This window comes from Arcicella rosea (genome assembly GCF_040543805.1).
In the GTDB taxonomy this organism is placed as follows: Bacteria; Bacteroidota; Bacteroidia; order Cytophagales; family Spirosomataceae; genus Arcicella; species Arcicella rosea.
On record NZ_JBEUMS010000004.1, the window covers coordinates 317,023 to 343,541 of the forward strand.

Annotated in this window: 27 protein-coding genes and 1 riboswitch; of the genes, 21 read left to right on the plus strand and 6 right to left on the minus strand. The window is 33.6% G+C overall.

The features are described from left to right. Positions 1 to 8: 8 nt before the first annotated feature. The 6 genes from ABID42_RS07560 to can all read left to right on the plus strand — a co-directional run bounded on the left by ABID42_RS07560 (position 9) and on the right by can (position 7,863). A complete protein-coding gene (locus tag ABID42_RS07560) occupies positions 9 to 1,877 on the plus strand; it encodes a proton-conducting transporter transmembrane domain-containing protein (RefSeq protein WP_367283114.1) in 1,869 nt (622 codons plus the stop codon). Between the two features lie 76 nt (positions 1,878 to 1,953). Beyond that, the gene (locus ABID42_RS07565; RefSeq protein WP_367283115.1) at positions 1,954 to 3,540 is read left to right on the plus strand and encodes a SulP family inorganic anion transporter; all 1,587 of its coding nucleotides are present in this window, start codon (positions 1,954 to 1,956) and stop codon (positions 3,538 to 3,540) included. 81 nt (positions 3,541 to 3,621) lie between these two features. After that, complete coding sequence (locus ABID42_RS07570) at positions 3,622 to 4,941, plus strand: hypothetical protein (protein WP_367283116.1); 1,320 nt, start codon at positions 3,622 to 3,624, stop codon at positions 4,939 to 4,941. Between the two features lie 154 nt (positions 4,942 to 5,095). Next, entirely contained in the window at positions 5,096 to 5,467 is a 372-nt protein-coding gene (locus ABID42_RS07575; RefSeq protein ID WP_323261303.1) for a hypothetical protein, read from the plus strand. Between the two features lie 123 nt (positions 5,468 to 5,590). Continuing rightward, the gene (locus ABID42_RS07580) at positions 5,591 to 7,183 is read left to right on the plus strand and encodes a SulP family inorganic anion transporter (protein ID WP_323261301.1); all 1,593 of its coding nucleotides are present in this window, start codon (positions 5,591 to 5,593) and stop codon (positions 7,181 to 7,183) included. A gap of 14 nt (positions 7,184 to 7,197) precedes the next feature. Next, on the plus strand, positions 7,198 to 7,863 hold the full coding sequence (gene can / locus ABID42_RS07585; RefSeq protein ID WP_367283117.1) for a carbonate dehydratase: 666 nt from the start codon (positions 7,198 to 7,200) through the stop codon (positions 7,861 to 7,863). A 108-nt stretch (positions 7,864 to 7,971) separates the two neighbouring features. Here the strand turns inward: can and ABID42_RS07590 are convergent, their stop codons facing one another. Continuing rightward, positions 7,972 to 8,622 carry an ABC transporter ATP-binding protein gene (locus tag ABID42_RS07590; RefSeq protein ID WP_367283118.1) on the minus strand — a complete coding sequence of 217 codons (651 nt, stop codon included), beginning with the start codon at positions 8,620 to 8,622 and terminating at the stop codon, positions 7,972 to 7,974. Positions 8,623 to 8,823: 201 nt separating this feature from the next. On the opposite strand from ABID42_RS07590, the gene sucC reads away from it, so the two are divergent. Then, positions 8,824 to 10,020: an ADP-forming succinate--CoA ligase subunit beta gene (gene sucC, locus ABID42_RS07595; RefSeq protein WP_323261295.1), complete on the plus strand. Its 1,197-nt coding sequence runs from the start codon at positions 8,824 to 8,826 to the stop codon at positions 10,018 to 10,020. Between the two features lie 85 nt (positions 10,021 to 10,105). Here sucC and ABID42_RS07600 read toward each other — a convergent pair whose 3' ends face one another. Next, a complete protein-coding gene (locus ABID42_RS07600) occupies positions 10,106 to 10,963 on the minus strand; it encodes a M48 family metallopeptidase (protein WP_367283119.1) in 858 nt (285 codons plus the stop codon). Positions 10,964 to 11,141: 178 nt separating this feature from the next. Between ABID42_RS07600 and ABID42_RS07605 the strand changes: the two genes are divergently transcribed. From ABID42_RS07605 to ABID42_RS07640, 8 genes are all read left to right on the plus strand, one after another. Next, positions 11,142 to 11,753, plus strand: a complete 612-nt coding sequence (locus ABID42_RS07605; protein ID WP_367283120.1) for a fumarylacetoacetate hydrolase family protein — start codon at positions 11,142 to 11,144, stop codon at positions 11,751 to 11,753. Positions 11,754 to 11,810: 57 nt separating this feature from the next. Continuing rightward, on the plus strand, positions 11,811 to 13,814 hold the full coding sequence (locus tag ABID42_RS07610) for a M23 family metallopeptidase (RefSeq protein WP_367283121.1): 2,004 nt from the start codon (positions 11,811 to 11,813) through the stop codon (positions 13,812 to 13,814). Between the two features lie 51 nt (positions 13,815 to 13,865). Beyond that, positions 13,866 to 14,312 (plus strand): thioredoxin-dependent thiol peroxidase, encoded by a 447-nt coding sequence (gene bcp / locus ABID42_RS07615; RefSeq protein WP_367283122.1) that lies wholly within the window; start codon positions 13,866 to 13,868, stop codon positions 14,310 to 14,312. Between the two features lie 51 nt (positions 14,313 to 14,363). After that, positions 14,364 to 15,221, plus strand: a complete 858-nt coding sequence (locus ABID42_RS07620; RefSeq protein ID WP_323261286.1) for a transketolase — start codon at positions 14,364 to 14,366, stop codon at positions 15,219 to 15,221. Positions 15,222 to 15,301: 80 nt separating this feature from the next. Continuing rightward, complete coding sequence (locus ABID42_RS07625) at positions 15,302 to 16,261, plus strand: transketolase family protein (RefSeq protein ID WP_323259810.1); 960 nt, start codon at positions 15,302 to 15,304, stop codon at positions 16,259 to 16,261. Between the two features lie 155 nt (positions 16,262 to 16,416). Beyond that, positions 16,417 to 16,962: an RNA polymerase sigma factor gene (locus ABID42_RS07630; RefSeq protein WP_323261280.1), complete on the plus strand. Its 546-nt coding sequence runs from the start codon at positions 16,417 to 16,419 to the stop codon at positions 16,960 to 16,962. An 84-nt stretch (positions 16,963 to 17,046) separates the two neighbouring features. Further along, a complete protein-coding gene (locus ABID42_RS07635; RefSeq protein WP_367283123.1) occupies positions 17,047 to 17,502 on the plus strand; it encodes a hypothetical protein in 456 nt (151 codons plus the stop codon). A gap of 76 nt (positions 17,503 to 17,578) precedes the next feature. Then, the gene (locus tag ABID42_RS07640; protein ID WP_367283124.1) at positions 17,579 to 18,049 is read left to right on the plus strand and encodes a hypothetical protein; all 471 of its coding nucleotides are present in this window, start codon (positions 17,579 to 17,581) and stop codon (positions 18,047 to 18,049) included. A gap of 266 nt (positions 18,050 to 18,315) precedes the next feature. On the opposite strand, the gene ABID42_RS07645 is transcribed toward ABID42_RS07640, so the two are convergent. Further along, the gene (locus ABID42_RS07645; protein WP_323261275.1) at positions 18,316 to 19,065 is read right to left on the minus strand and encodes a DeoR/GlpR family DNA-binding transcription regulator; all 750 of its coding nucleotides are present in this window, start codon (positions 19,063 to 19,065) and stop codon (positions 18,316 to 18,318) included. 112 nt (positions 19,066 to 19,177) lie between these two features. Between ABID42_RS07645 and ABID42_RS07650 the strand changes: the two genes are divergently transcribed. The 5 genes from ABID42_RS07650 to ABID42_RS07670 all read left to right on the plus strand — a co-directional run bounded on the left by ABID42_RS07650 (position 19,178) and on the right by ABID42_RS07670 (position 22,472). Continuing rightward, a complete protein-coding gene (locus ABID42_RS07650; protein WP_367283125.1) occupies positions 19,178 to 19,525 on the plus strand; it encodes a VOC family protein in 348 nt (115 codons plus the stop codon). A 62-nt stretch (positions 19,526 to 19,587) separates the two neighbouring features. Further along, complete coding sequence (locus ABID42_RS07655; RefSeq protein ID WP_367283126.1) at positions 19,588 to 20,109, plus strand: 5' nucleotidase, NT5C type; 522 nt, start codon at positions 19,588 to 19,590, stop codon at positions 20,107 to 20,109. 66 nt (positions 20,110 to 20,175) lie between these two features. Continuing rightward, a complete protein-coding gene (locus ABID42_RS07660) occupies positions 20,176 to 21,330 on the plus strand; it encodes an MFS transporter (RefSeq protein ID WP_367283127.1) in 1,155 nt (384 codons plus the stop codon). Next, complete coding sequence (locus ABID42_RS07665) at positions 21,331 to 21,813, plus strand: NUDIX domain-containing protein (protein ID WP_323261267.1); 483 nt, start codon at positions 21,331 to 21,333, stop codon at positions 21,811 to 21,813. Next, positions 21,810 to 22,472: a phosphoribosylanthranilate isomerase gene (locus ABID42_RS07670; RefSeq protein ID WP_367283128.1), complete on the plus strand. Its 663-nt coding sequence runs from the start codon at positions 21,810 to 21,812 to the stop codon at positions 22,470 to 22,472. The genes ABID42_RS07665 and ABID42_RS07670 overlap by 4 nt, the downstream gene beginning before the upstream one ends. A 59-nt stretch (positions 22,473 to 22,531) precedes the next feature. Here ABID42_RS07670 and ABID42_RS07675 read toward each other — a convergent pair whose 3' ends face one another. From ABID42_RS07675 to ABID42_RS07685, 3 genes are all read right to left on the minus strand, one after another. Next, complete coding sequence (locus ABID42_RS07675) at positions 22,532 to 23,731, minus strand: hypothetical protein (RefSeq protein WP_367283129.1); 1,200 nt, start codon at positions 23,729 to 23,731, stop codon at positions 22,532 to 22,534. 115 nt (positions 23,732 to 23,846) lie between these two features. Then, positions 23,847 to 24,698, minus strand: coding sequence for a pirin family protein (locus tag ABID42_RS07680; protein ID WP_367283130.1), 852 nt, complete (start codon positions 24,696 to 24,698; stop codon positions 23,847 to 23,849). An 80-nt stretch (positions 24,699 to 24,778) separates the two neighbouring features. Then, entirely contained in the window at positions 24,779 to 25,651 is an 873-nt protein-coding gene (locus ABID42_RS07685; protein WP_367283131.1) for an AraC family transcriptional regulator, read from the minus strand. A 311-nt stretch (positions 25,652 to 25,962) separates the two neighbouring features. Further along, a riboswitch (TPP riboswitch) is annotated at positions 25,963 to 26,060 on the plus strand. Positions 26,061 to 26,304: 244 nt separating this feature from the next. Here ABID42_RS07685 and thiS point away from each other — a divergent pair. Continuing rightward, on the plus strand, positions 26,305 to 26,508 hold the full coding sequence (gene thiS / locus ABID42_RS07690; protein WP_367283132.1) for a sulfur carrier protein ThiS: 204 nt from the start codon (positions 26,305 to 26,307) through the stop codon (positions 26,506 to 26,508). Positions 26,509 to 26,519 lie beyond the last annotated feature (11 nt).

Here is a 26,519-nt window from a genome sequence, read left to right on the forward strand (position 1 = left end):
AATACAAGATGACTTCAATACTTCAAATTTTTATTCTTATACCTATAGTAGGCTTTATAATTAGTTTATTAATTCCTCAAAAAAAGGAAAGTGTTTTGTCATGGGCTGCCTTTTCAACAGTAGGAGTACACTTAATTAGTTTTATTGTTTTTTTAGTTTACTGGCTTTTGCATGGGCATGAAACACTTAATTTAAAGGAAATAGTACTTTTTAAATCTAAAGATTATGAGTTTCTGATTGATTTTTGTTTTGATAAAATTACAGTGGTTTATCTTTTAGTTGGAGCATTTTTAACGTTTTTAGTAACGATTTACAGCCGGTATTATCTACATAGAGAAAAAGGCTATAAGCGTTTTTTTAATACGATTTTGTTTTTTTATGTAGGTTACAATGTAGCGATTCTTGCTGGAAACTTTGAAACACTTTTTATAGGTTGGGAAATTCTAGGAATTTCATCCTTCTTATTAATTGCCTTTTATCGTGACAGATATTTGCCTGTAAAAAATGCCATTAAAGTATTTTCAGTATATCGAATTGGTGACATTGGTTTAATCCTAGCCATGTGGGCGAGCCACCATTTATGGCATGAAAATATTACTTTCTTGAAGTTGAGTAACTATGAATTGGTACATGAACATTTGCAAAGTCATAGTTTTACTGGCGTATTTATTTCGATTATGATTTTGGTTGCTGCAGCTGTTAAGTCTGCGCAATTACCATTTTCATCTTGGTTGCCAAGAGCAATGGAAGGTCCTACGCCTTCAAGTGCTATTTTTTATGGTTCGCTTTCGGTGCATTTGGGTGTTTTTCTTTTGGTAAGAACTTTTCCTTTTTGGGAACATCAAATTTCGGTAAGATTTCTCATTGCTTTACTTGGGCTTTCAACAAGTATCATTGCTTCTTTGATTGCAAGAGTACAATCGTCTGTGAAAAGTCAGATTGCTTATGCTTCGGTAGCACAAATTGGTTTGATTTTCATAGAAGTAGCGGCTGGTTTTGAAAACTTGGCATTATTTCACTTTGCAGGAAATGCTTTCTTGAGAACTTATCAATTACTGGTTTCGCCATCGGTAGTGAGTTATATGATTCGTGAACAGTTTTACAATTTCGTTCCACGTCAGCATACAATTGAAGATTCTTTCCCTAAAAAAGTAGAGTATTCAATTTATGTGATGAGTTTGAAAGAATGGAATTTAGATTTATTCATGGATTATATCGTTTGGAAACCTTTGAAAAATGTAGGAAGAAAATTAGACTTTCTGACGGTAAATAAGCTGTTATTACTTTTTATTCCTACCTATTTTATTGGATTGCTATTACTGTATAATCAAGAAAATTTAGCTGAACAATTGCATGAATACTTGCCCGGTTTGTTTTCACTGATTGGATTTATCATGGTATTAAAATCTTATTCAGAAAGAAAAAGCCCAAGGATGAGTTGGTTATTAATCATCATGAATCATTTCTGGATTGCCTTGGCAATTTCATTCAACGAACACTTCAAAGCGGAAGAAGTGATTTTTTACCTGAGTGGCATCGTAATCATGGGAACTTTGGGATATTTCACATTGAGGAAGCTTACCGCTATTGAAAAAGTACTTGATTTGAATCGTTTCCACGGACACGTTTATGAACATCCAAGATTTGCGATGATGTTTTTAGTTTCATGTTTAGGCTTAACGGGTTTTCCGATTACTTCAACCTTTATCGGAGAAGATTTAATCTTTAGTCATATCCATGAAGACCAAGTTTTCTTAGCATTTTTTATTTCGTCAAGTTTCATTATCGGAGGAATTTCTGTCGTAAGACTTTATGCCAGAATTTTTCTAGGACCACACATTAAAACATATCATGAAGTAGCTTATAAGTCTTCATAAAAAGAAATTATCAGCATTTAGTCTAAAGTTTAAGCATTGAATCACGTCCCTAACATCTTTAAAATATTATTTCGAAATGGAAAATAAAACAAAATTAACTGCTCCACTTGATGGCTTCGCAGGGTTAAAAGAAAACTTTTCAACAGATGCTATTTCTGGTTTTATAGTTTTTTTGCTTGCACTTCCTTTGAGTTTAGGAATAGCCAAAGCTTCAGAATTTCCGCCAATTATGGGGTTAATTACCGCTATTATTGGTGGTATTGTGGTCAGTTTTTTGATGGGTTCAAGATTAACAATTAAAGGACCAGCGGCTGGTTTGATTGTAATTGTGGCGGGTGCTGTTAATGAATTTGGTGGAGGTGAAACGGGTTGGCATTTAGCACTTGGAGCAATGGTTGTGGCAGGTATTGTTCAAATACTTTTTGGCGTATTCAAGTTGGGGAAATTAGCCGATTTTTTCCCTTTATCTGCGATTCATGGAATGCTTGCTGCCATTGGTTTGATTATTATTGCAAAACAAATTCCAGTTTTGTTAGATGTAGCACCAGCGCTTACTAAAGGAAAAGGTCCAATTGCTTTGATTGGAGCAATTCCTACATTTATTGCAAATCTTGATCCTAAAGCCAGTTTAATAGGTATAGTTTGTTTAATCATTATGCTAGGCTGGCCTTTTATTAAGAATCCTATTATTAAAAAGATTCCTGCTCCTTTAGTTGTACTGATTGTAGCAATTCCTGCTGAATTGGCAATGGATTTTCAAACTACTGAACCAGCTTATGCGCTAGTTCACATTGGAAATTTGATGGAAAACATCAAAGTAAATGTAGATTTTTCAGGTTTTGCACAAATGGGAATCTTTATAAAATATGTAGTAATGTTTGCTTTGGTAGGTACTTTAGAATCATTATTAACGGTAAAAGCAATTGATATGTTAGATCCGTATCGTCGTAAATCGGATACAAATAAAGATTTAATTGCAGTAGGAGTAGGGAATACTTTAGCTGCAATTTTAGGTGGTTTACCAATGATTTCAGAAGTAGCACGTAGTTCTTCTAATGTTAATAATGGTGCAAAAACTCGTTGGGCAAATTTCTTCCATGGCTTTTTTATCTTGGGTTTTGTTTTGTTGGCTTCGCATTTAATCGAATTAATTCCGAACACAGCTTTAGCGGCGATGTTAATTACTGTTGGGATTAAATTAGCTCATCCAAAAGAATTTATTCATACATTCAATATTGGAAAAGAACAATTATCCATTTTCTTGATTACCATTTTCTTTACTCTATACGAAGATTTATTGGTTGGTATTGCTGCTGGTATTGCCTTGAAAATCATTATTCACTTGGTGAATGGTTTGCCAATTAGTTCTCTTTTCAAAGCACCAACATTGGTTTCTTTTGAAGGAGATGAATATTTGGTAGAAATTGATAAATCGGCTGTTTTTACAAATTACTTAGGTATCAAAAGTAAATTGGATGCCATTCCTTCTGGTTTTAATGTGACGATAGATTTAACAAATACAAAATTGGTTGACCACTCTGTGATGGAAAATCTTCATCATTTCGAGCATGATTATATAGAAAGAGGTGGCACCGTGAAAATTATAGGTCTTGACAATCACAAGCCTATTTCTGGACATAAATTGGCTGCTAGAAAAGTATAAATTTTAATTCACATAATAGTTATATTTAATACTGAGTGACATTTTGTCGCTCAGTATCTCAAAAAATATTTAATTAATTCTATGAAAAAAACGCTTTTTCTGGTGGTTGGGCTAATGTTATCTTATATCAGCTTTTCTCAAACTTATAAAGAAGGTAAATTATATTTAAATCAAGATGGTTCGCAGTTTTTAAAGATGACATTGTTGAATCAAGTTTGGCTTCGTCATAACGAAAACAATCCGGGTTCAACAACGAATGGTTTTGCAAAATCATCTACAACTGATATTGGTATTCGTCGTTTGAGATTACAATTATTTGGACAAATCACCGACCGTACTTATATCTATTTACAAGTTGGACAAAATAATTTTAATGCACTTTCAGATAGAAAACAAGGTTTTTTCATAAATGATGCCGTTGGGGAGTATTCAGTTATTAAAAATAAACTTTCATTAGGTGGAGGTTTGTCGGGTTGGAGTGGTTTAGCACGTTTTGCAGCAGCTTCTGTTGGTGGGCAATTAGGAGTAGATGCACCTCTTTACCAACAAGCAACCAATGATGTAAATGATCAATTTTTACGGAAACTCAGTATTTATGCCAAAGGAAAATTGGGCAGTTTCGATTATAGAGTAGCCTTAACTGACCCTATGGCGATTCAGAAATCTGCTGGCTTTAATGCGGCTACAGCTTTAACAAAAAATTCAAACTTTGCCACAACACCACCAAAATTTCAAACACAGGGATATTTCCAGTACCAGTTTTGGGATAAAGAATCTAACATGAATCCTTATATGGTAGGGACTTATTTAGGGACTAAAAAATTCTTCAATATTGGTGCTGGGTTTATCTATCAACCTGATGCGATGTGGCATTTGGCAGATAATGGGAGAGATACCTTGAAAACAGCAATGACCTTATTGGCAGTTGACGCTTTTTATGATGCACCCATTAACAAAGAAAAAGGTACAGCTTTAAGTGCTTATTTAGCTTATTCAGATTATGATTTTGGGAAAAATTATATTCGTCAAAGTGGTCCGCTGAATCCAGCAACTGGAAATTCGAACACCAGTGTGTTAAATGGTGCTGGAAACAATGCCCCATTATATGGAACTGGGCAAACGCTTTATGGACAAATAGGGTATAAAATGGCGAATAATATGTTGGGCAAAGCGGGTACTTTAATGCCCTATGTCAGTGTTCAATATTCAGATTATGAAAAATTAGCCGACCCAATGGTATTTTATGATGCAGGTATTAATTGGCTCTTCTCAGGGCACACTTCTAAGCTGACATTGGCTTATCAGAGTCGTCCAGTTTATACAAGTAATGCTTCTGGAGAATATAACGCAACAAATAGAAAAGGCGGTATTATTATGCAATATCAAGTCTTTTTTAATTAAAGATTACAATATTTTAGTTTGTATGTGGTTTAATGTTAGATTGGGTTATCGATTTCGATAACCCAATTTTGTTTTATTTTTAATCTTTTATGGTTATTAATATAAAACATAGAACTAAAATGTTTTAATTTTGTTCACCCAATTAAACCTCGCTATGAGTACCAGAAGTAAATTGCATACAGCCTTTCAGATTTTTTGCTTGGTTTCGACCTTGCATTTTATCGCCTTGAGCGTAGGGGGTATTCATTATTTAAGCTTTTTTTTACCAAAAGAAAAAATTGTAAATATCCAAAACAAGGCTGAAACAGAAAAGAAATCAGATTCAAACGCTACCGATGATATTCCAGAATCTGAAGATATTGATGCTTACAAAGTAGTTTGTATTTTACACAATTATTCAGTTTTTGATAAAGACATTACCTTAAGCGAAAGCATTTATCATTCAGCTCTCACATTATTTTCTTCATATTCTTCCCGAATCCTTCGTGGACATTTTGATGTAATTATTCAGCCTCCTCGTGTTTAAATCATTTTAAGCGTTAGTAATGTTGTGTCTATCAAATAATGTTTGATATATTCAATCTTATGCTAAATATTAGGGAATACTCCCTTTTCAAATTTGATTCAAAGCTACTACGTTAAATATATTATGTCGAAAATTAAATATTATCAAAAGTCATTACTAGAAACTGACTGGAAATCAGGTATTTCCGTTTTTTTAGTAGCATTGCCTCTTTGTTTAGGAATTGCTCTTGCTTCAGGAGCACCACTTTTTGCAGGGTTACTTTCAGGAATTGTAGCTGGAATTGTAGTATCAATTTTATCAGGGTCTGAAATTTCGGTAAGTGGACCTGCGGCTGGCTTAACTGTAATTGTAGCTACAGCTATTAAAGATTTAGGTTCTTATCCGGGTTTTCTTGTAGCGGTTATTTTGGCTGGTTTACTGCAAATTGCTTTAGGTTATTTGAAAGCTGGGAAATTTAGTTCATACTTCCCAGAAAGCGTTATAAAGGGAATGTTGGTTGCTATAGGTTTGGTAATTATTCTTAAACAGATTCCTCATGCTTTAGGAGATGACCAAGACTATGAAGGAGAATTTGAATTTGAACAAGTTGCCGATCACCAAAATACCATTACAGAATTAATACGTTCTTTCATAGATTTTAATTATGGTGCTGTCATTATTTCGTTTTCGTGTTTAGCACTTTTGATTTTTTGGGATTATGCCGCTAAGAAAAACATTAACTTTTTTAAAGTATTCCCTTCTGCTTTAGCGGCTGTGCTTTTAGGCGTTTCAATCAATGAAATATATGCCATTGCGAAACCAGAGTACTTTTTAGGAAATTCGCCAATTCACATGGTGGCAATGCCTATTTTTAATAATTTCCAAGAATTTAAAAACGTACTAATTTTTCCTGATTTCTCATTTTTAAGTAATCCTCATATTTACACAATTGCAATAACATTGGCAATTGTGGCTAGTTTAGAGTCTCTTTTAAGCTTGGAAGCTGGTGATAGCATCGACCCTCAAAAACGTATTTCTTCTTCAGATAAAGAACTTGTTGCGCAAGGAGTAGGAAATACAATTGCAGGTTTATTAGGTGGTCTTCCAGTTACTTCAGTAGTTGTTAGAACTTCAGCAAACGTTTATGCTGGAGCAAAAACAAGAATGTCGTCAATGGTTCATGGAATATTATTATTGGCTTCGGTAGTTTTTATTCCGATGTTGATGAATAGAATTCCTTTATCTGCTTTGGCGGCAATTTTGTTAATGGTAGGTTATAAATTGGCTAATCCAGTTGTATTTAAAAAAGTTTATAAAGAAGGATACGACCAATATATCCCTTTTGCAGCCACTATTGCTATTATTATTTTCAAAGATTTACTTTTTGGTATATTTATTGGAACATTTATAGGGCTTTTATTTGTTGTATTTACCAATTTCCGTTCAGTAATTTCGGTGATTCGTGAAGGGAACAATGTATTAATCAAGTTTAATAAAGATGTTTCCTTTTTGAATAAACCAAGAATTAAAAATATTTTAATGAGTTTGAAGGAAGGCGACGAAGTATTAGTCGATGGAACAAGAGCCAATTTTATCGATCATGATATTTTTACCCTACTTTATACTTTTAAAAGAAGTTCAAAAAGTAAAGGTATTGAAATGATATTCAAGAAAGTAAACCGCAAAATTCAAGGAGATATTAATCATTATCAAGCAGAAACAGAATCGTCACATTAACAATTTATTAAGAGATGAAAGATTATAAACAATTATTATTAGCTAATAAAGCATGGGCAAAGGAGCGTTTAGAATTAGATGAAGATTATTTCAATATCCTTTCTAAAGACCAACAGCCAAAATTTTTATGGATTGGTTGTGCAGATAGTAGAGTACCCGCTGAAGAAATTACTCATGCACAACCTGGCGAAGTATTTGTACATAGAAATGTGGCAAATTTAGTGGTTCATACGGATATTAATCTACTTTCAGTACTTCAATATGCGGTAGAAGTACTCCATGTAAAACATGTTATTGTTTGCGGACATTACGGTTGTGGCGGTGTAAAGGCAGCTATGGGCTCTAGCGATTTAGGACTCATCAATAAATGGCTAAGAAATATTAAAGAAGTTTATGCAAAGCATGATGATGAACTGAAAAGTATTGCTGATGAGGATGCCAGATTTAAGCGTTTGGTAGAATTGAATGTAGAAGAACAAGTAAAGAACCTTGCTAAAACAACAATCATTCAACGTTCTTGGAAAAACTTCCAACTGCCACATATTCACGGTTGGGTTTTTGATATGAAAACAGGGTTGATTAATGAAGTAATGGAAATTGAGGCATGTTCAGAGATTGATCCTATTTTCAAATATGAATTTCATACGGATGAAGTAATTACTAATAGTTCAATTTATTAGGAATTCATAATTAGGGACGATTAATAATTTATTTTTAAGCATTATAAAAAAAGCCTGTAATGAGAATACTCAATACAGGCTTTTCTATTTCTATAAATATCCTATCCATTAACTCAATAATAATCCATCTTGCATGACTAGCTTTCTGTCAGCCATATTGGCTAAATCTTCATTATGAGTAACGATGACAAATGTTTGATTAAACTGATCTCTTAAATTAAAAAAGAGTTCATGCAATTCTTGTGCATTCCTTGAATCTAAATTCCCAGAAGGTTCATCTGCAAAAATGATTGATGGAGAATTAATCAAAGCACGAGCCACAGCAGTTCTTTGTTGCTCACCACCCGACATTTGTGAAGGTAAGTTATGAATTCTGTCTTTTAGTCCGAGTAATACTAAAAGTTCCTCAGCTCTTTCTTCTATTTTTTTATTTTTACCGCCAATATAAGCAGGCATACAAACATTTTCTAAAGCTGTAAATTCTCCCAAAAGGTTATGGAATTGAAAAATAAAGCCTAATTTTTCATTTCTAAATTTAGCCAAAGAAGTATCCTTTAGATTGGTTATTTCTTGTCCTGCAATAAATACTTGTCCAGTATCAGGTTTATCAAGTGTTCCTGCAATGTGTAAAAGAGTACTTTTCCCTGCACCCGAAGCCCCAACGATAGAGGCTACCTCTCCTTGATGAATCTGTAAATCAATACCTTTCAAAACATTTAAGTTTCCATAGGTCTTTGTAATATTTTTGACTACTAACATTTTTCCTTTTTCAATAAATATTCACTAGAACAAAACAACGATAAAAAATGTGGAATTACTATATTTGCCTTGAATAATTACTTTGTTAGTCGTTCAAAAAAGTTGATAAACTATAAATATTTACCAAATAAAAGCGATTAATTAAATAGTTTGTCAGTAATTTAGCAAACGAATTAATTTCGACATAAAAAACTGTATCAAATGAACATTCACGAGTATCAAGGTAAAGACATTTTGAAAAGTTATGGTGTCCGCATTCAAGAGGGCATCGTAGTCGATACACCAGCATTGGCAGTAGAAGCTGCTAGAGAGTTGTCGGCAAAAACTGGTACACAGTGGCACGTAATTAAAGCCCAAATTCATGCCGGTGGGCGTGGAAAAGGTGGTGGAGTAAAACTTGCTAAAAATTTAGATGAAGTTCGCCAAAAATCAGAGCAGATTTTGGGAATGCAATTGATTACTCACCAAACAGGTCCAGAAGGAAAAAAAGTTAATAAAGTCTTGATTGCAGAAGACGTTTATTATCCAGGTCCATCTGAGCCAAAAGAGTATTACATTTCTATTTTGTTAGATAGAGGTCGTGCTTGTAATGTTATCATGGCATCAACAGAAGGTGGTATGGACATTGAAGAAGTAGCAGAACATACTCCTGAAAAAATCATTAAAGAATGGATTGATCCAAGAGTAGGTTTACAAGCATTCCAAGCTCGTAAAATTGCTTTCGCTTTAGGTTTATCAGGTGATGCTTTCAAAGAAATGGTGAAATTCATCAATTCTCTTTATAAGGCTTATGTTGAAACAGATTCTTCGATGTTTGAAATCAACCCTGTGTTGAAAACTTCAGACAACAAAATCTTGGCAGTAGATGCTAAAGTTAACTTAGATGATAACGCATTGTACCGTCATTCAGATTTTATTCCATTACGTGATGTTACTGAAGAAGATCCATTAGAAGTTGAAGCATCTAAAAACGATTTGAACTACGTAAAATTAGATGGTAACGTTGGATGTATGGTGAATGGTGCTGGTTTAGCAATGGCTACGATGGACATCATCAAATTGTCTGGTGGTGAGCCTGCCAACTTCCTAGATGTAGGGGGAGGAGCTAATGCTAAAACGGTTGAAGCTGGTTTCCGTATCATCTTGAAAGATCCAAACGTTAAAGCAATCTTAATTAATATCTTTGGTGGTATTGTTCGTTGCGACCGTGTTGCTACTGGTGTTGTTGAAGCTTACAAAGCTATCGGTGATATTCCTGTACCAATTATCGTTCGTTTACAAGGAACTAACGCTGCTGAAGGAGCTAAAATCATTGATGAATCAGGCTTGAAAGTATTCTCGGCTGTTTTATTGAAAGATGCAGCAACTAAAGTTGAAGAAGTATTAGCAGCAATGTAATCAATACTGAACAATAAAAAAGGCGAAGAATTTAATATTCTTCGCCTTTTTTATTGGAATAGAAAACTTCAAACAATTATATTGTTTAGTTTTTCTTTACGCCTGTTGAAGTAGTTTTTGATGTTTTATAATATTGAGTCGCTTCTGGTAAAAGTCTTTTAATATCTGCAATTCTTTGTTCATCAGATGGGTGAGTTGATAAAAACAATGGTGGTTTCGACGAACCAGAAGACTGTGCAGCCATTCTTCCCCAGAAAGCAACAGCTTCTTCAGGATTGTAGCCAGCCATCGCCATAAAAATCAATCCTAGATGGTCGGCTTCTGATTCTTGGTTACGTCCAAAAGCAAGCATTCCTAGTTGAGCACCCGCTGGAGCCGCAACGCTGAACACAGAATTCCATAAATTTTGGGTAGCACTAGGCTTACTTTGCATCGCTATTCCTAAACCAACTTGTCCGGCCGTCAATAAGCCTTGAGCAATCATTCCTTGGCTCATTCTTTCGCTACCATGTTTTGCAATTGCATGTGATACTTCATGACCCATTACTACAGCTAAACCCGTTTCGTTCTGAGTAATTGGCAAAATACCTGTATAAACAACCATTTTACCCCCCGGCATACACCAAGCGTTCACTTGACTGTTTTGTACTAATTCTGTTTGCCATTGATAAGCTTTCAAATAATCAGGAGCGTTATTTTGCTCAAAATATGTTTGCGCTGCTTTAGCAATTTTATCACCAACTCTTTTTACCATAGCAGCTTGTTGAGAACTAGCCGCTACAACTTTATTCGTATCTAGAAATTGCTTATAGCTAGTGAATGACATGGCATTCATTTCATCATCAGAAACTAATAATAACTGACTTCGACCTGAAATAGGCACTTTTGTACAAGCCCAAATTGACGTTAGGAGAACTGCTCCATAAAAAACGATTTTTTTCATTTTTCTTAAAAGGATTAAGACACATTAAATTTTAATGGTAAAATTAATATTAAATAATCATACCAACACCTTAGTAATAATATAGCAATTTAGAATTTAGATGTAAAAATCTAAAAAAGGTTCTAAATTTCTACATTTTAGGGGTATTTTTGTGAAATAATTCATAAAACGAAGAAATATGAAAATTTTGTGCATCGGTAGAAATTACGCTGAACATATTGCCGAATTAAATAATGAGCGTCCGTCCGAACCTGTCATCTTTATGAAACCAGATACCGCGATACTCAAAGATAATGAGGCATTTTATCATCCTGATTTTTCAAACGACATTCACCATGAAGTAGAAATCGTATTGAAAATCAATAAGATGGGCAAGAATATTGAAGCTAAATTTGCACATAAATATTACGAAGAAATTGGGATTGGCATTGATTTTACGGCTAGAGATGTTCAATCTAAACTCAAAGAGAAGGGATTGCCTTGGGAAAAAGCCAAAGCTTTTAATGGCTCGGCACCTATTTCTGGCTTCGTTGCTAAGTCTGAATTTGCTGATTTAAAGAACCTGAATTTCCACTTAGAAATCAATGGAGAGACTCGTCAAACAGGAAATACTTCAATGATGCTTTGGAATTTTGATGAAATCATTGCTGAAATATCAAAATACTTCACGTTAAAAACTGGCGATTTAATTTTTACAGGAACTCCTGCTGGCGTTGGTAAAGTAAAAATTGGTGATAAATTAAGTGCATTTATTGAAGGTACTGAGATGCTTTCATTTGACATAAAGTAAATCGTGACGTGGATTTTATGGATATTCTTCCTCCATAAAATCCAGTTACAACAATCTATGAAATTAAAATTCTTTCTTTTTTGTAGTCTTCTTTCATTTCAGAATTTAGCACAAAAAACAAGACTTCTTTATCCGAAAGATTACTTTCTCTTTCCAATTAATCCCAAACAACAAAACTATTTGGCTGGTGGAATGGGTGATTTGCGTGCAGATCATTTCCATGCTGGTATTGATATTAAAACCCAAGGAAGAGAAGGTTTAGCTGTACAAGCCTCGGCTGATGCTTATGTTTCTGAAATTAGAGTACAAACTTCTGGTTATGGAAACGTAGTTTTTTTGACGCATCCAAATGGCTACGTTTCTGTTTACGGACATTTAAGAGAATTTGCAGAACCTTTGGCTACTTATGTCAAGAAAAAAAGATTAGAAAATCAGACTTTTGAAATTCAATTAAAACCTGCCATAAATGAATTTGTTGTAAAAAAGGGACAAATTATTGGTTATTCAGGCAATACTGGCGGCTCTGCTGGTCCACATTTGCATTTTGAAATCAGAGATATTAATAACAATATTTTGAATCCTCTGAATTTTGGTTTTACCGAAATCAAAGACAATGTGCCTCCTATTTTCCAACAATTATTTATCAAAACACTTGGTACAGATGCAAGAGTAAATGGAGAATTTGGAAGAAAATCATTTCATCCCATCAAAAAACCTGATGGTACTTATGGCATCAATGCAGAAATTTCAGCAATTGGTGAAATTGGGTTAGAATTGCTGGCGGTTGATAAAATGAACGACACCCATAATTCAAACGGGTTAAGTTGTACGGAATTATTCGTTGATGGTAAAGAAGTACATTATTTTCATTTAGAACAATTTCCAAATGCTGTTTCGCATGATATTAATGTGCATACTGATTATGCTTACGAAAAAACAGTTGGACAAAGAATTCAAAAGCTTTTTCAAGATGATGGAAATGATGAATTGCCAGTTTATAAAACCATTTTACAAAAAGGAAAACTGAGTTTTCAAGATGGAAAAACTCATCAAATAACTATCAAAATTTGGGATGCTTACGAAAATGGAAGTACTTTAAACTTTACAATTAAAGGTGAAAAACCTGAAAACTCTGTAACGGCTAGTCCAAGTAAATCACCTTTGTTGATTAACTACAATATTGATGACAATACTTTAGTGATAAAAGCACGCAACTTAAAGACAATCAATTCGATAGCCATTTTAAATTTCGAGAAATCATCGACTGAATTGCCCATAAATTACGTAAAAAACAATGAAGCTGTGTATCTTTGGGACTTAAAAAAGGGTTTACCCAAATCTATTCAGATTGATAGTGTAGAAAAGTCTCTAAACTTACAAAAAACTATTCTTCCCAATCAGTCAAGTAGTTTTGTTTCAGATAAACTTTCAATCATTTTTGAAGCGAAAACATTGTATGATACGCTTTATTTAGAAACTAAAGCGGTGCCAAATCAAGTAGAAATTGGACAAGCAACTATACCAATCCGAAATCCGATTAGTGTTAGTTTTCAACCAGAAACCAAAGTAAACTTACCACAAAAAACATCAGTATATTATACTTCAAGAAATCAAAGAAGATTTTTAGGTGGAAAATGGAATACAGATAGAATTGTCTTTAAAGCTGGATTATTGGGTCAGTTTACACTTTTAACAGATACAATTCCGCCCAAAGCAAGTTTTGTCACGAAAAGCCCGAATCATGTAGCGATTAGAATTTCAGATAATCTTTCCGGAATTAAAAGCTTTAAGACATATATTAATGATACTTATATTTTAGCTGATTATGATGCAAAAAGAGCTTTATTATGGACAGTTAAATCAGATTCTACTCAAAGTTTTGTAGGTAAACTTCGTTTAGATTTGGAAGATAATCAAGGTAATAAAAGTTCTTATGAAACCGAAGTTGATAACCAAACAAAGACTGTAGCTGTCAAAAAAGAAAAGACTAAAAAAGCTAAAACTAAAGCGAAGAAAGAAGTAAAATCAAAAAAGAAGAGTAAAAAGAAAAATAAAAAATAGTAAAGAGTATAGTCAAATCTTTCAAAATTGTCTTTATAAAAATATACATAAATGAAATTAGCAATAGGAGAAAAAGCACCGGATTTTGAACAAAAAGACCAAGATGGAAATTTGGTTAAACTTTCAGACTTTAAAGGTAAAAAAGTGATTTTATACTTTTATCCAAAAGATGATACTCCTGGTTGTACCGCTCAAGCTTGTAATCTGAATGAAAATTTACCTGCTTTACAAGCCAAAGGTTTTGAAATTATTGGTGTAAGTGTTGATGGCCAAAAAGCACATCAGAAATTCATCAAAAAATATGATTTGAAATTTATTTTACTCTCAGATGAAGACCATCAGCTAGTAGAAGCTTATGGCGTTTGGGTTGAAAAATCTATGTATGGCAGAACCTACATGGGTACAGCCAGAACAACTTTTATCATTGATGAAAATGGAATAATTACCGATATTATTGAAAAAGTAAAAACGAAAGAGCATACCTCTCAAATACTTTAGAATAGTTAACTATCAAAATAACAAAATCTTACAAAAATTAATCAAGAACAAATGGAAATTACTGAATTACAAAAAGTTGCTTCGCAAGTACGTCGTGACATCGTACGCCAAGTACACGCTTGTCAGTCTGGTCACCCAGGCGGTTCATTAGGCTGTACAGATTTATTGGTAGGTCTTTACTTCGACCAAATGACTTTAAAATCAGATGAAGCTGGAAACAAAGTTTTCGATATGAATGGTATTGGTGAAGACCTTTTCTTTTTATCAAATGGACATATTTCTCCAGTATTCTATTCAGTATTAGCTCGTGCTGGCTACTTTCCAGCGGCTGAATTAGCAACTTTCCGTAAATTAAATTCACGTCTTCAAGGTCACCCAACTACTCACGAACACCTTGAAGGTATTCGTATTGCTTCTGGTTCATTAGGACAAGGAATGTCGGTAGCCATTGGTGCCGCTCAAGCGAAAAAATTGAACAAAGACAATTCATTAGTATTTGTATTAATGGGCGATGGCGAACAAAACGAAGGTCAAGTTTGGGAAGCAGCCATGTACGCTCCACACCACAAAGTAGATAATTTAGTAGCTGTAATTGACTACAACGGTCAGCAAATTGATGGACCAACAGATAAAGTAATGAACAACCGTGATTTAGGAGCTAAATATGCGGCTTTCGGTTGGAATGTAATGAAAATGAATGGTAACGATATGGCTGATGTAGTGAAAGTATTAGCTGAAGCTCGTGCTTTCTCTGGAAACGGACAACCAACCATGATTTTGATGACCACCGAAATGGGTGCTGGGGTTGATTTCATGATGGGTTCACACAAATGGCATGGTGTTGCTCCAAACGACGAGCAATTGGCTGCAGCATTAGCACAGTTACCTGAAACTTTGGGAGATTATTAATCTCAATAAAGTAAAAATCATTAATAACATTACTCCTTCAAAATCTATTCAATTGATTTTGATTTACATAGAAATTCAAGATGAAAAAATATACATTCACAGAAAAAAAAGATACTCGTTCTGGCTTCGGTGCTGGGATGCAAGTGTTGGGACAAACCAACCCAAATGTTGTAGCCCTTTGTGCTGACTTAATTGGTTCATTGAAATTGGATGCTTTTATCAAAGAAAATCCTGAGCGTTTTTTCCAAACGGGTATTGCTGAGGCAAACATGATTTGTATTGCTGCAGGTTTAACAATTGGTGGAAAAATCCCATTTGCTACTACTTTTGCTAACTTCGGTACTGGTCGTGTGTATGACCAAATCCGTCAATCGGTAGCGTATTCTAACAAAAATGTTAAAATTGCTTGTTCACACGCAGGTTTGACATTGGGCGAAGATGGTGCTACTCACCAAATTCTTGAAGATTTAGGAATGATGAAAATGCTTCCGGGCATGACGGTCATCAACCCTTGTGACTATAACCAAACAAAAGCAGCAACTATCGCTGTGGCTGAACACGAAGGACCAGTTTATTTACGTTTTGGTCGTCCGGTTGTACCAATTTTCACCGCACCAGACCAAGAATTTATCATCGGTAAAGCTTGGACAGTGAACGAAGGAAAAGATGTAAGTATTTTTGCAACAGGACATTTAGTTTGGGAAGCTATTTTAGCAGGCGAAATTTTAGCAGAGAAAGGAATCGATGCTGAAATTATCAATATTCACACGATTAAACCTTTGGACGAAGAAGCTGTCTTAGCATCAGTTCGCAAGACAGGTTGTGCAGTTTCTGCTGAGGAACACCAAATTGCTGGTGGTTTAGGCGATTCAATTGCACAAGTATTAATCAAAAAACATCTTGCTCCATTAGAATTTGTAGGAGTAGAAGATTCATTTGGTGAGTCTGGTACTCCAGCACAATTGATGGAGAAATATGGTTTGAATGCAGCTTCAATCGTAGAAAAAGCATTAAAAGCTATTGCTCGTAAACAAGCGTAGGTTTTAGAAATACATAGAATCTTAGGCAAAAGGCGAACAGAATAAGTAATTAGTGGAATTAAATCCTCTAATTTTTATTCTTTTCATCTTTTGCCTTTTTTATTTTAAGACTTGTGCCTATTTTGCATTTAGCATTCTAAGCCAAATGCCTAAAAATGACAGATAAAGAATTATTAGAAAAATTTGCTAACCCCGAAAGCCGTAATTATGCTTTCAATCTACTGGTACGCCAATATCAGCAGAAAGTATATTGGCATATCCGAAAAATGGTGATTGACCATGAAGATGCCAACGACCTTACTCAAGATACTTTTATTAAAGTCTGGAAAGGACTAGAAAATTTCAAAGGCGATTCTCAATTATTTACTTGGCTTTACAGAATTGCTACTAACGAATGTCTGAATCATTTAGCCAAGAAAAAAAGACGTTTTTTCTTACCGATTAATGATATTACAGAAGAACTTTCAAATAAACTTGAGGACACAAATATGGTTTCTGGAGATGAAATCCAACTAAAATTACAAAAGGCACTCCTAACTCTACCAGATAAACAACGCTTGGTTTTCAATATGAAATACTATGATGAATTGAAATATGAAGACATTGCTGAAATTACAGGAACTTCTGTAGGCGCATTAAAAGCCTCGTATCATTTAGCTGTAAAAAAAGTAGAGGAGTTTTTAAAAAATACGACATCCTAAAAAACGATAAAAATATCAAAAAATATATTTTTATATTAAACCATCATAAGCCAAGACAGTCAAAGCATTGAAAATTATATTAAAATGGAAAACAATAAATTCGATTTAGAAAAGCTAACCAGAGAGAACATTTTCAAAGTACCTGAAAATTATTTTGAAGAACTCCCGATGCTCATACAGTCAAAAACATCGGCTAAAACTAAAGTAATTCCATTGGTTTCATGGTCAATGAAAAGAACTTGGGCAAGTATAGCAGCTTGTGCAGCTATTGCCATTTTAGGATATTTTACTTGGATGCCCAAACAAGACGCTTTGGGTAATGAAGCTCTTTCGGAAGTACAAAACCAAGAAATCATCAATTACTTACTTCAAGAAAACATTAATCAAATTGACCTTGCAGAGCAATTTGAAAATGTTCAAAGTACAAAGGTTGACTTAGAAGAATCCGTAAGTGATTCTGAATTGCTAGATAATTTAAAAATTAACCAACAGGATATTTTACAGAGTATTGATATAGAGAATTTAGAAGAGAATATTTAAATCAAAAAGTGAAATTCTTTTACCAAGTATTAACTAAATAGAAATATCGTTTTTATAACGACTTAATTAAACGAATATGAAAAAGTCAGCCATTATTATTAGCTTTATTTGCTTTGTTTTCTCATTGAATGTAAAAGCTCAAGATGAACACCACAAAGGCAAAGAAAAAATAAAAGCAGCTAAAGTAGGTTTAATCACCAATCGCTTGAATTTAACTGAAGAACAGGCAAAAGGTTTCTGGCCAGTATATAACGAGTTTGATAGCAAACGCTGGGAAATCAGAAAAAGTATCAGACAGATTACTGCCGAAAGTAGAAATACTACTAGCTCAGAAGATAAAATTTTATCCGATTTAAAAGAAATCCTTAATCTAAAACAAAAAGATGTGGATTTAGAAAAAGAATATATGAGTAAATTCCTGAAAGTCATCAATGTTCGTCAGGTTTCAGAATTATATAAAACTGAACAGCTTTTCAATGCTATGCTTTTTAATAGATTAAACAAAAAGGACGGCAAGGATGAAAAGATAAAAATGGAAAGACCATAATTGAACATGAGTCATCCCGAATTTTCTCCTAAAATAGCGAGTTTTAGAAGATTTAAAAGTTTTTTGGATTTGTTCTCTTCCTTACTTTTTGTCTTGATACAAAAAGTAACAAAAAAATCAAGAATTCCTAAACTCGCTTCGCTCAAACAGTAGGAATTCGTTGCCCATCAATCACAAAAAAGCGGTCGAAATTAGTTTTTCGACCGCTTTTTTGTGATTTTAAAATTCGGGATGACTCATGTTTCTTGAAAACCAATTAATAAATCTTATTGTATTTCAGTTCCGAATCTTTTATAGTCAACCAATTGCTCTTCTGTAATCACATCATCAGTAATCATTACATCAATGTCATTATAAGGACATACTACAAAACTATCAGCAGTATTCAGTTTTTCAGCAGTAATCAAAGCGATTACTTTTGCTGAAACTTCTACCATTTTTTTCTTCACAACGCATTCACCCCAATCTGGAATGGTCACCCCAATTTCAGGATGAATTCCGCAGACACCAATCAATAACACATCGGCTCTAATCTTTGTAAGCAACTCAATTACTTCCGTTCCATAAGTATTTTGCGCATCCTTAAATACTCTTCCTCCCAACATGAACAATTCAATATTTGGATGTTCGCATAGGATTTGAGCAATGGCAATACTTGTGGTAAACACTGTAGCTTTTAAATTGGGCGACATCATTTTGGCTACTTCCATGTTTGTAGAGCCATTATCAAGAATGATAACTTGTCCATCTTCAAAAAAGCTTTGTGCTTTTTTTGCTAGGATTAATTTTTCTTCATGAGCAATATGAATCCTTTCCTTAAGCTTATAAGGACTAGCAGCTTTAGGAACTGCTCCGCCATGTACTTTTTTCAGCAAACCATCTTCGGCTAATTCATTCAAATCCCGACGAATGGTGTCATCAGAAACATTCAGTATTTCTGCTAATTGAACAGAGGAAACTCTTTGGTTGGTTTCCAACATTTTCAAGATGATTTGTAATCTTTCTTCCCTGAGCATATTTGCGGTTTAATTCGGTTTATTTCGGAATATTACACAAATTTAATAAATTATATTTTGATATGTGCGGTTTATTGCGGTAAATTTGTCAAAACATTAAAAAAACCGCAAGATGAGTATTGAACATATTGCTATTTGGACTATTGATTTAGAAAAAATGAAGTCCTTTTATTGTCGCTTCTTTGGAGCAACAGCTAATCAAAAATATGTCAATCCGAAAACAAATTTTGAATCTTATTTTCTAAGTTTTGCAAAAGGTGCACGCTTAGAAATTATGTATTCGCCAACGGTTGTAGATATTCCCAAAGATATATTACTTAAAACAAAAGGACTAATACACTTTGCAATATCAGTTGGGAGTATTGAAAAAGTAAACCAATTAACAGAAACTTTAGCAACGAAGGCTTTACAGTTATTGGGAAACCAAGAACAACTGGTGATGGCTATTATGAAAGTGTAGTATTAGACCCAGAAAATAACAGCATTGAAATTACAGTATAAACTAAAACAGTATTATTATTTATGAGAATCTTAATCGATATGGATGATGTCTTGGCAGACACAAGTTTGAAAATATTAAATGAAACCAATAAAAGACTTGGTACCAATTTCACTCGTGAGCAACTAAATACTAGTCCAGAAATTTACAAAGAATATTATGAAAAGTATTCAATCGTCAGAGGAATGCTTTGGGAAAAAGGTTTTTTTGCTGATATTCCTTTAATTCAAGATGCACAAGAAGTAGTTCAAAAACTTCATGCAAAACATGAAATTTTTATTGTTTCAGCAGCGACCGAGTTTCCTTTGTCAATGGATGAAAAATTAGAATGGCTTGATAAATACTTTCCTTACATTGGCTGGTCACACACTGTTTTTTGTGGACACAAATGGATGATTAAAGCAGATTATATCATTGATGACCACGAAAAAAACCTTATCAACTTTGAAGGAAAAGGTTTATTATTCAATGCAACTCATAATCAACACGTTAAAGAATTTACAAGAGTACATTCTTGGAAAGAGATTGAAGCTATATTATTATAAGAAAGCTAATCTGTTTTTTGCTCAGTAAGCTCATTAAAAATTCGATTTCAACAATCGTAAACTATTTTGGAAACTACTATTATTCAAACAAATATTGGTAAAAATGCACGCATTGCTACCAATGCTTTATTCTTTTTGTGTGGAATTAGCTTTGCCTCATGGGCATCAAGAATTCCAGATATGAAAGAATTACTTCAACTAAGTGACGCTGCCTTGGGAACTGTTTTATTTGCCATGCCAATTGGCAGTTTAACGGCTCTTCCTATTGCTGGAGTAATTATTCACAAATTTGGCAGTAAAAGAATAACTTTTCTTGCCGTTTTAGTGTATTTCATTGCCTTGCCTTTATTAGGGCTCTCAGCTAGTCCAGTTACTTTAGCTATTTCCTTATTCATTTTTGGCTTCGGAAGTGATTTACTGAATATAGCGATGAACGTCCAAGCTGTTGGTGTAGAAAAAATCCAAAAGCGTTCTATCATGTCTTCCTTTCACGCAGTATTTAGTATTGGGTTTATGCTTGGAGCAGCATTGGGTGGTCTTATTGCCAAACAAGGCATTTCTACTTTTCATCATTTAGTTGCAATTGGTAGTCTCGATTTACTGATTGGCATTGTTTCTTTTTCATACTTATTGCAACACGACCATAAATCGGATGAGAATCAGCCTCTTTTTGCGATTCCAGATAAATCCTTGATTATTCTTGGCGTTATTTGTTTCTGTGGAATGCTTTGCGAAGGTGCAATGGCAGATTGGAGCGTACTTTATTACAAGCAAGTCATGAATAATCCTAATGGTTTTGCCACAGCAGGATTCACAGCATTTTCTGTTTTGATGGTAGTAGGTAGAATTTTTGGCGATAGAATTTTACAACATTTTGGATTAAGAAAAACACTTTTAATCAATTGTTTACTGGTTTTTGTAGGAATGAGTATTGCCATTTTAATCAGTTTACCTGTAGCAGTTGTGATTGGTTTTGGGGTTACAGGTTTAGGACTTTCAACCATTGTTCCACTTATTTATAGCGAAGCAGGACATTCAAAAACTATGGCAGCGGGTGTGGCATTGGCAGCAATTTCAACCTTAGGAATTGCAGGTTTTTTGATTGGTCCAGTAATGATAGGCTATCTTTCTGAATTCTTTTCATTAAAAATAGCCCTCTCTTCCCTGATTTTATTAGGTTTATTAGGAAGTTTTTTAACAACAAAAATTTCAAATCAATAGATGGAAGGTTTAAAAAGAGTAGCAGTAATATGTGTACTTAGAAATGGTTCAAATTTCTTGTTACTCAAACGTTTTAATGAACCTAATAAAGATACTTATGTTCCAGTAGGTGGAAAAGTGGATGCTTTCGAGAATCCTTATGACGCAGCAATTCGTGAAGTTTGGGAAGAAGCAGGAATAAAAGTACCCACTATGCGATTTTGTGGTACATTGGTTGAAACGTCACCTGTAAAATATAATTGGATGAGTTTTATTTACGAAGCTGAGATTGAAGTATTTGAGCCACCAATTTGTAACGAAGGCATTTTAGAATGGCATAATTTCGAGCATATCGAAAATTTTCCAACACCCAAAACAGACTTCTTTATATACGATTATATTTTACAGAAAAAGCATTTTGCCTTTAATGCCATTTATGACAAAGAGGTAAAATTACTTTTTATGAATGAAGAAATGGAAAACAAAGTAGTTTTTGAACAATGAAAATTAAAATCTGCTGTATTTCTTCGCAAGAAGAAGCCCAAATAGCCATATCTTCAGGCGCTGATGTATTAGGATTAGTAGCCAAAATGCCAAGTGGACCTGGTACAATTGATGATTTTTTAATTCAAGATATAGTAACTATTATTCCTAAACACATTGATAGTTTTTTACTTACACCTAAAACAAATCCTCATGATATTATTGAACATCAGCGTTTTACAGGAACAAATTGTATTCAATTAGTAGATGCAGTTGCGATTGAGGATTATCCTATTCTAAGAGCGCATTTGCCTAATGTTAAACTGATTCAAGTAATACATGTGACGGGTGAAGAGTCAATCCTTGAAGCAAAAAAATACGAAAAATTTGCTGATATGATTTTATTGGATTCTGGAAATCCTACATTAGCCATCAAAGAATTAGGAGGTACAGGCAGAAAACACGATTGGAAAATTAGCAAAAAAATCGTTGAAAGTGTTTCTATTCCAGTTTTCTTGGCAGGCGGACTCAATGCTGAAAATATTCATGAAGCCATTGAAGCCGTAAATCCTCATGGCTTGGATATTTGTAGTGGCGTAAGAAGTAATGGAAAATTAGATTTTGAAAAATTATCTTATTTAATCAAAGCTATTCAAAATAGAAAAATGAGTGATAGCTAATAAAAAAGCGGTCAAAATTAACTTTTGACCGCTTTTTTGTATTTAGTTCAATCCATAAATTATTCTGAAACTACTTCATGATGAAACTCCTTTACCAAGCCTTTCAAATAGTTTATCAATTCATCTAATTCCAAACTTGCTCCATTGCTTGCATAAGCTTCATAATTTGCCATTGCCAAAGCAAGTGTTTGTTCTGGAAGTAAGTCTAAGATTAATCCAAAACAAACACCTGCATTAAAATTATCTCTTTCGCCAGTAGATACTCTTTTATGAATAGTTTGTTTTCCTTTTACTTCATAATGGTGATTTTTTTGTACAAGCAAAGCATCTTGATTAGTATGTACAAAAATCTGTTTGATATGATATTTTGATAATAAATTTTGTGCCACCAATATTAAATTTGGCTCTTCATGATCGTTGTTAAGGGCAAAAATATATCTAGCTTCTTCTTCATTCATGCTTAAACTTACTCTTCCATATTGAGCATATTTACTGATAAGTTCAAGTACTTCAATGATTTCCTCTTTAGTTCTTTTGCTAATATTAGCAAGGTCGAAGAAGAAATTTTTGTGTCGCATTCCAAAAACATCATCTTCTGGCTGTTGGAATTTATTTCTTGAAAAGTATTTTGTTGAAGAGTTTGCTTCAATCGGTGCAAGGTTTACTACAATATTTTCCAGAATACCTTTCCAAATATCCGTGGCATGTTTGATGTTTGCCCAATTGACAAATGCCAACAAGGAACTTTCATAAACCCAGCGACTAAGATTATCTAAACCCGTCAGTGCTGCTACATACGACCATGTGAGTTGTTCAAAAGTACTTTCTTCTGTAAAAATTAATTTACCATCATTAAATTCAAGGATGTTTATTTTAGCGGGCGAAGCGATAGAAATCAATTCACAATTGGGATGAATTTCTTCAAAAACACTATTGACGACTGGATAACCCATTGTGGCAATACAGACATTTTTGATGGATAAAGCACCTAAAGAATTAGCAAGAATAGGAGCATTGCCACTCATTCTTACTTCTAAAGGACGGAGTTGTACTTTAGTGTTTTTGCCAGAAAGTGTACTTAGTTGTGTGGCTACTTCACTAATTGTTTCAAAATAAATTGCTTGATTTTGTTCTTTCGTCTTAATGATTTTTTGAACAGTATCAATATAAGCATCAAAGCCAACAATAGCTTTTAAAGACTTTCCAGCGGATTGATGTTTCTCTAGGGCTTTGATTAAGTTTGGTAATGTTTTTTTCAAGGTTAATATGGTTGTGCTTTTATAAAGTTTTGAAAGAATCGAACAATGCTACTAAAGTAAATTTATATAATTTTAAGAAATAATTGTTTAATAAAAGTATTTTATTCTGACTAAACTATTGCCAAGTACCAAATTTTCCTTGTTGGTAGTCGATATAAGCTTGATAAATTTCTTCTTGTGTATTCATTACAAAAGGACCTTGTGCTACCATTGGCTCGTTAAATGGTACAGCATGACCAAATATTATTAAAGAATCACTGTGTGTTTTAATATTGATACTTTCTGCATCATTTTGAAATTCAACTAATTGTCTAGCTTCAACATTTTTCTCGTTTACTGTCATTGCACCTCTGATGATGTAAAAGAAAATATTGCTTTCTTTGGCTACATCAACGTTCAATTCGGCATTGGCTTTAAATGCAATTGTACTTAAAAAGACGTCTGTTTTTGATTCAAATGCACCTGCTGTTTCTCCCCATTTTCCTGAAATTAAATTGACTTGGATTGCATCATTTGCTAAACTAATCGTCGGAATTTCATCTTTTTGTAAACCTAAATAAAATGGTTTCGTCATTTTCAATTTGGCAGGTAAGTTTAACCAAAGTTGAAGTATTTCTAAATCATCTCCTTCTTTTTTGAATTGTTCAGAAGAAACTTCTGCATGAATTAATCCGCTACCTGCTGTCATCCATTGCACGCCACCACCGTAAATAATACTCTCATGTCCGCTAGAATCCTTGTGCATAATATCGCCTTCAATGATAAAAGTAACCGTTTCCATTCCTCTATGCGGATGCGGTCCGAAAGGTAAGCCTCTATTATTGGCAGGATAATGTTGGAAACCATGATGATTCAAGAAAATGAAAGGATCTACTTGTGATAAAGTACGAGTAGGCAAAGGAGAATAAGTAATTAAATCGGCAATAGGTCGGTATTCTGCTTGATGAATTTTTTTAATTGTTCTCATTAGAAAATGTTTTGTTGATAATGTTGAATCCACTGATTTAACGATTCTCAATTAGCTTTGGTTTTACAACTAAAACTATTTTATACGAAAGTTCTTGTACCAGAGTGATTTTCTCTGAATTCTTTCGGGGTGCAACCATGTTTTTTCTTGAAAATTCTATTGAAGTATGAAAGATTATTGTAGCCACATTTAGAAGAAATCTCAGCAATGGATAGACGAGTATCAATTAACAAACGAGAAGCATGACCAAGACGAATATCATTTAAGCTGTCAATAAATGTTTTTCCAGTTCTTTTTTTGATAAACCTGCTAAAACTTACGACCGTCATATTCACGATTTTGGAAATGTCCTCAAGCGAAATATCCTTATCATAATTGTTTCTCATATATACAAAAGCCTTTTCAATTCTTCGGCTATCATAAGTAGCGGTTTCATTTGCAAAAGTCACTGTCGTTAAGGTTTTCATATTTCTCGAAACCGACAAATCATGTAAAATAGACATCAATTCCATTACCGAACAAAAACCATTGGTTTGTGTGAGTCCGATTAAGCGAGGTTTAATTGCCTGAATGGTTTCTTGTGAAAAGGAAATTCCTCTAGCCGAACGTTCTAGCATCGAGCGGATAAAGCTCATTTGATTTCTTTTTAAGAATTTCTCATCAAATAAATCTTTGTGAAATTGTATTGTAATTTCATGAATATCCTCCATTTCAGATTCATGTGAAAACCAACCATGTGGTACATTCGAACCTATCAAAATCAATTCCTGAGTTGAAATCACTTCGGTGTGGTCGCCGATTACTCTTTTCACACCTTTTGCGTTTTCGATAAAATTCAACTCAAACTCTTCATGATAATGTAAAGGAAAATCAAATTTATTCTTTGTTCTATCAAAAACCATGAAGCAATCATTTGAAGTAAGTGGCGTAATTTCTCGATAAATTTTTGTCATCTTAGATAATAAGGGTTAAAATAATACAAATAATTATGTAGTTAAAGTATCATAAGTATAGTGAAGTATTTATACAGTAAAATTGCAATTTATTGTCAATATTGCAACAAATAGTCTATAGAATATACTAAAATCAAGGGTTTTCCCTTAGTTTTTATGGTTGATTTTATGACTTGTAAGACTTTAAAGTAGAATTTGTATCATAATTGATGGCTTTTTGTTTTTAAATCCAAAAATATTTTTGAAAAGACATGAGTGAAAAAAAAACAAAAATATTTGCCTTGAATTCAATTTTTATACTTTACATTTGTCTCAAACTTTAGGGGTGCCTTAAATATAACGGGCTGAGATTATACCCTCAAAACCTGAACGGCGTAATTGCTGCGTAGGAAAAAGTAAGGCAGATTTTTCAATTCAAATTCGATGCAAGTATTTCATCATCGTTTCTAAAATTTCACTGCTTTTCTTGGTTAGCTTTAAAATGATAGATTGATTTTTCATTCTTGTTTTTAGGTGGATGACACATTTTGTGGATGATTAGGTGTACAACTAATATATCACAAAAGTTTCCCCAAAGCTTGCTCGTACACGCTCACAATTTCTTCTTGGTTTCCGTTAAAGTTCATTTGTTTTTATTTAAATAAATTCATGAAATGACAGTCTTTGTTAACGACGAAACATTTGAGTTTTCAGAAAATCCTACTTTAATCGAAGTGCTGAATCAACAAGGTATTAACGAACTCCGTGGATTGGCTTTAGCTATCAACGAAGAAGTAATTCCTCGTGCAGAATGGTCTGCTATCAAGCTTGAAAGTAATGACCGATTAATGCTCATTCGTGCTACGCAAGGCGGTTAAAGATTGTCATT

Excerpts from the sequence above, each read along its gene's own strand:
- ABID42_RS07560 (WP_367283114.1), top strand. The coding sequence starts at position 9 with ATGACTTCAATACTTCAAATTTTTATTCTTATACCTATAGTAGGCTTT.
- ABID42_RS07565 (WP_367283115.1), top strand. The coding sequence starts at position 1,954 with ATGGAAAATAAAACAAAATTAACTGCTCCACTTGATGGCTTCGCAGGG.
- ABID42_RS07590 (WP_367283118.1), bottom strand. The coding sequence starts at position 8,622 with ATGTTAGTAGTCAAAAATATTACAAAGACCTATGGAAACTTAAATGTT.
- ABID42_RS07640 (WP_367283124.1), top strand. The coding sequence starts at position 17,579 with ATGAAAAAGTCAGCCATTATTATTAGCTTTATTTGCTTTGTTTTCTCA.
- ABID42_RS07570 (WP_367283116.1), top strand. The coding sequence starts at position 3,622 with ATGAAAAAAACGCTTTTTCTGGTGGTTGGGCTAATGTTATCTTATATC.
- ABID42_RS07600 (WP_367283119.1), bottom strand. The coding sequence starts at position 10,963 with ATGAAAAAAATCGTTTTTTATGGAGCAGTTCTCCTAACGTCAATTTGG.
- bcp (WP_367283122.1), top strand. The coding sequence starts at position 13,866 with ATGAAATTAGCAATAGGAGAAAAAGCACCGGATTTTGAACAAAAAGAC.
- ABID42_RS07650 (WP_367283125.1), top strand. The coding sequence starts at position 19,178 with ATGAGTATTGAACATATTGCTATTTGGACTATTGATTTAGAAAAAATG.
- can (WP_367283117.1), top strand. The coding sequence starts at position 7,198 with ATGAAAGATTATAAACAATTATTATTAGCTAATAAAGCATGGGCAAAG.
- ABID42_RS07680 (WP_367283130.1), bottom strand. The coding sequence starts at position 24,698 with ATGAGAACAATTAAAAAAATTCATCAAGCAGAATACCGACCTATTGCC.
- ABID42_RS07685 (WP_367283131.1), bottom strand. The coding sequence starts at position 25,651 with ATGACAAAAATTTATCGAGAAATTACGCCACTTACTTCAAATGATTGC.
- ABID42_RS07580 (WP_323261301.1), top strand. The coding sequence starts at position 5,591 with ATGTCGAAAATTAAATATTATCAAAAGTCATTACTAGAAACTGACTGG.
- sucC (WP_323261295.1), top strand. The coding sequence starts at position 8,824 with ATGAACATTCACGAGTATCAAGGTAAAGACATTTTGAAAAGTTATGGT.
- ABID42_RS07610 (WP_367283121.1), top strand. The coding sequence starts at position 11,811 with ATGAAATTAAAATTCTTTCTTTTTTGTAGTCTTCTTTCATTTCAGAAT.
- ABID42_RS07670 (WP_367283128.1), top strand. The coding sequence starts at position 21,810 with ATGAAAATTAAAATCTGCTGTATTTCTTCGCAAGAAGAAGCCCAAATA.
- ABID42_RS07635 (WP_367283123.1), top strand. The coding sequence starts at position 17,047 with ATGGAAAACAATAAATTCGATTTAGAAAAGCTAACCAGAGAGAACATT.
- ABID42_RS07630 (WP_323261280.1), top strand. The coding sequence starts at position 16,417 with ATGACAGATAAAGAATTATTAGAAAAATTTGCTAACCCCGAAAGCCGT.
- thiS (WP_367283132.1), top strand. The coding sequence starts at position 26,305 with ATGACAGTCTTTGTTAACGACGAAACATTTGAGTTTTCAGAAAATCCT.
- ABID42_RS07625 (WP_323259810.1), top strand. The coding sequence starts at position 15,302 with ATGAAAAAATATACATTCACAGAAAAAAAAGATACTCGTTCTGGCTTC.
- ABID42_RS07575 (WP_323261303.1), top strand. The coding sequence starts at position 5,096 with ATGAGTACCAGAAGTAAATTGCATACAGCCTTTCAGATTTTTTGCTTG.
- ABID42_RS07645 (WP_323261275.1), bottom strand. The coding sequence starts at position 19,065 with ATGCTCAGGGAAGAAAGATTACAAATCATCTTGAAAATGTTGGAAACC.
- ABID42_RS07605 (WP_367283120.1), top strand. The coding sequence starts at position 11,142 with ATGAAAATTTTGTGCATCGGTAGAAATTACGCTGAACATATTGCCGAA.
- ABID42_RS07655 (WP_367283126.1), top strand. The coding sequence starts at position 19,588 with ATGAGAATCTTAATCGATATGGATGATGTCTTGGCAGACACAAGTTTG.
- ABID42_RS07620 (WP_323261286.1), top strand. The coding sequence starts at position 14,364 with ATGGAAATTACTGAATTACAAAAAGTTGCTTCGCAAGTACGTCGTGAC.
- ABID42_RS07665 (WP_323261267.1), top strand. The coding sequence starts at position 21,331 with ATGGAAGGTTTAAAAAGAGTAGCAGTAATATGTGTACTTAGAAATGGT.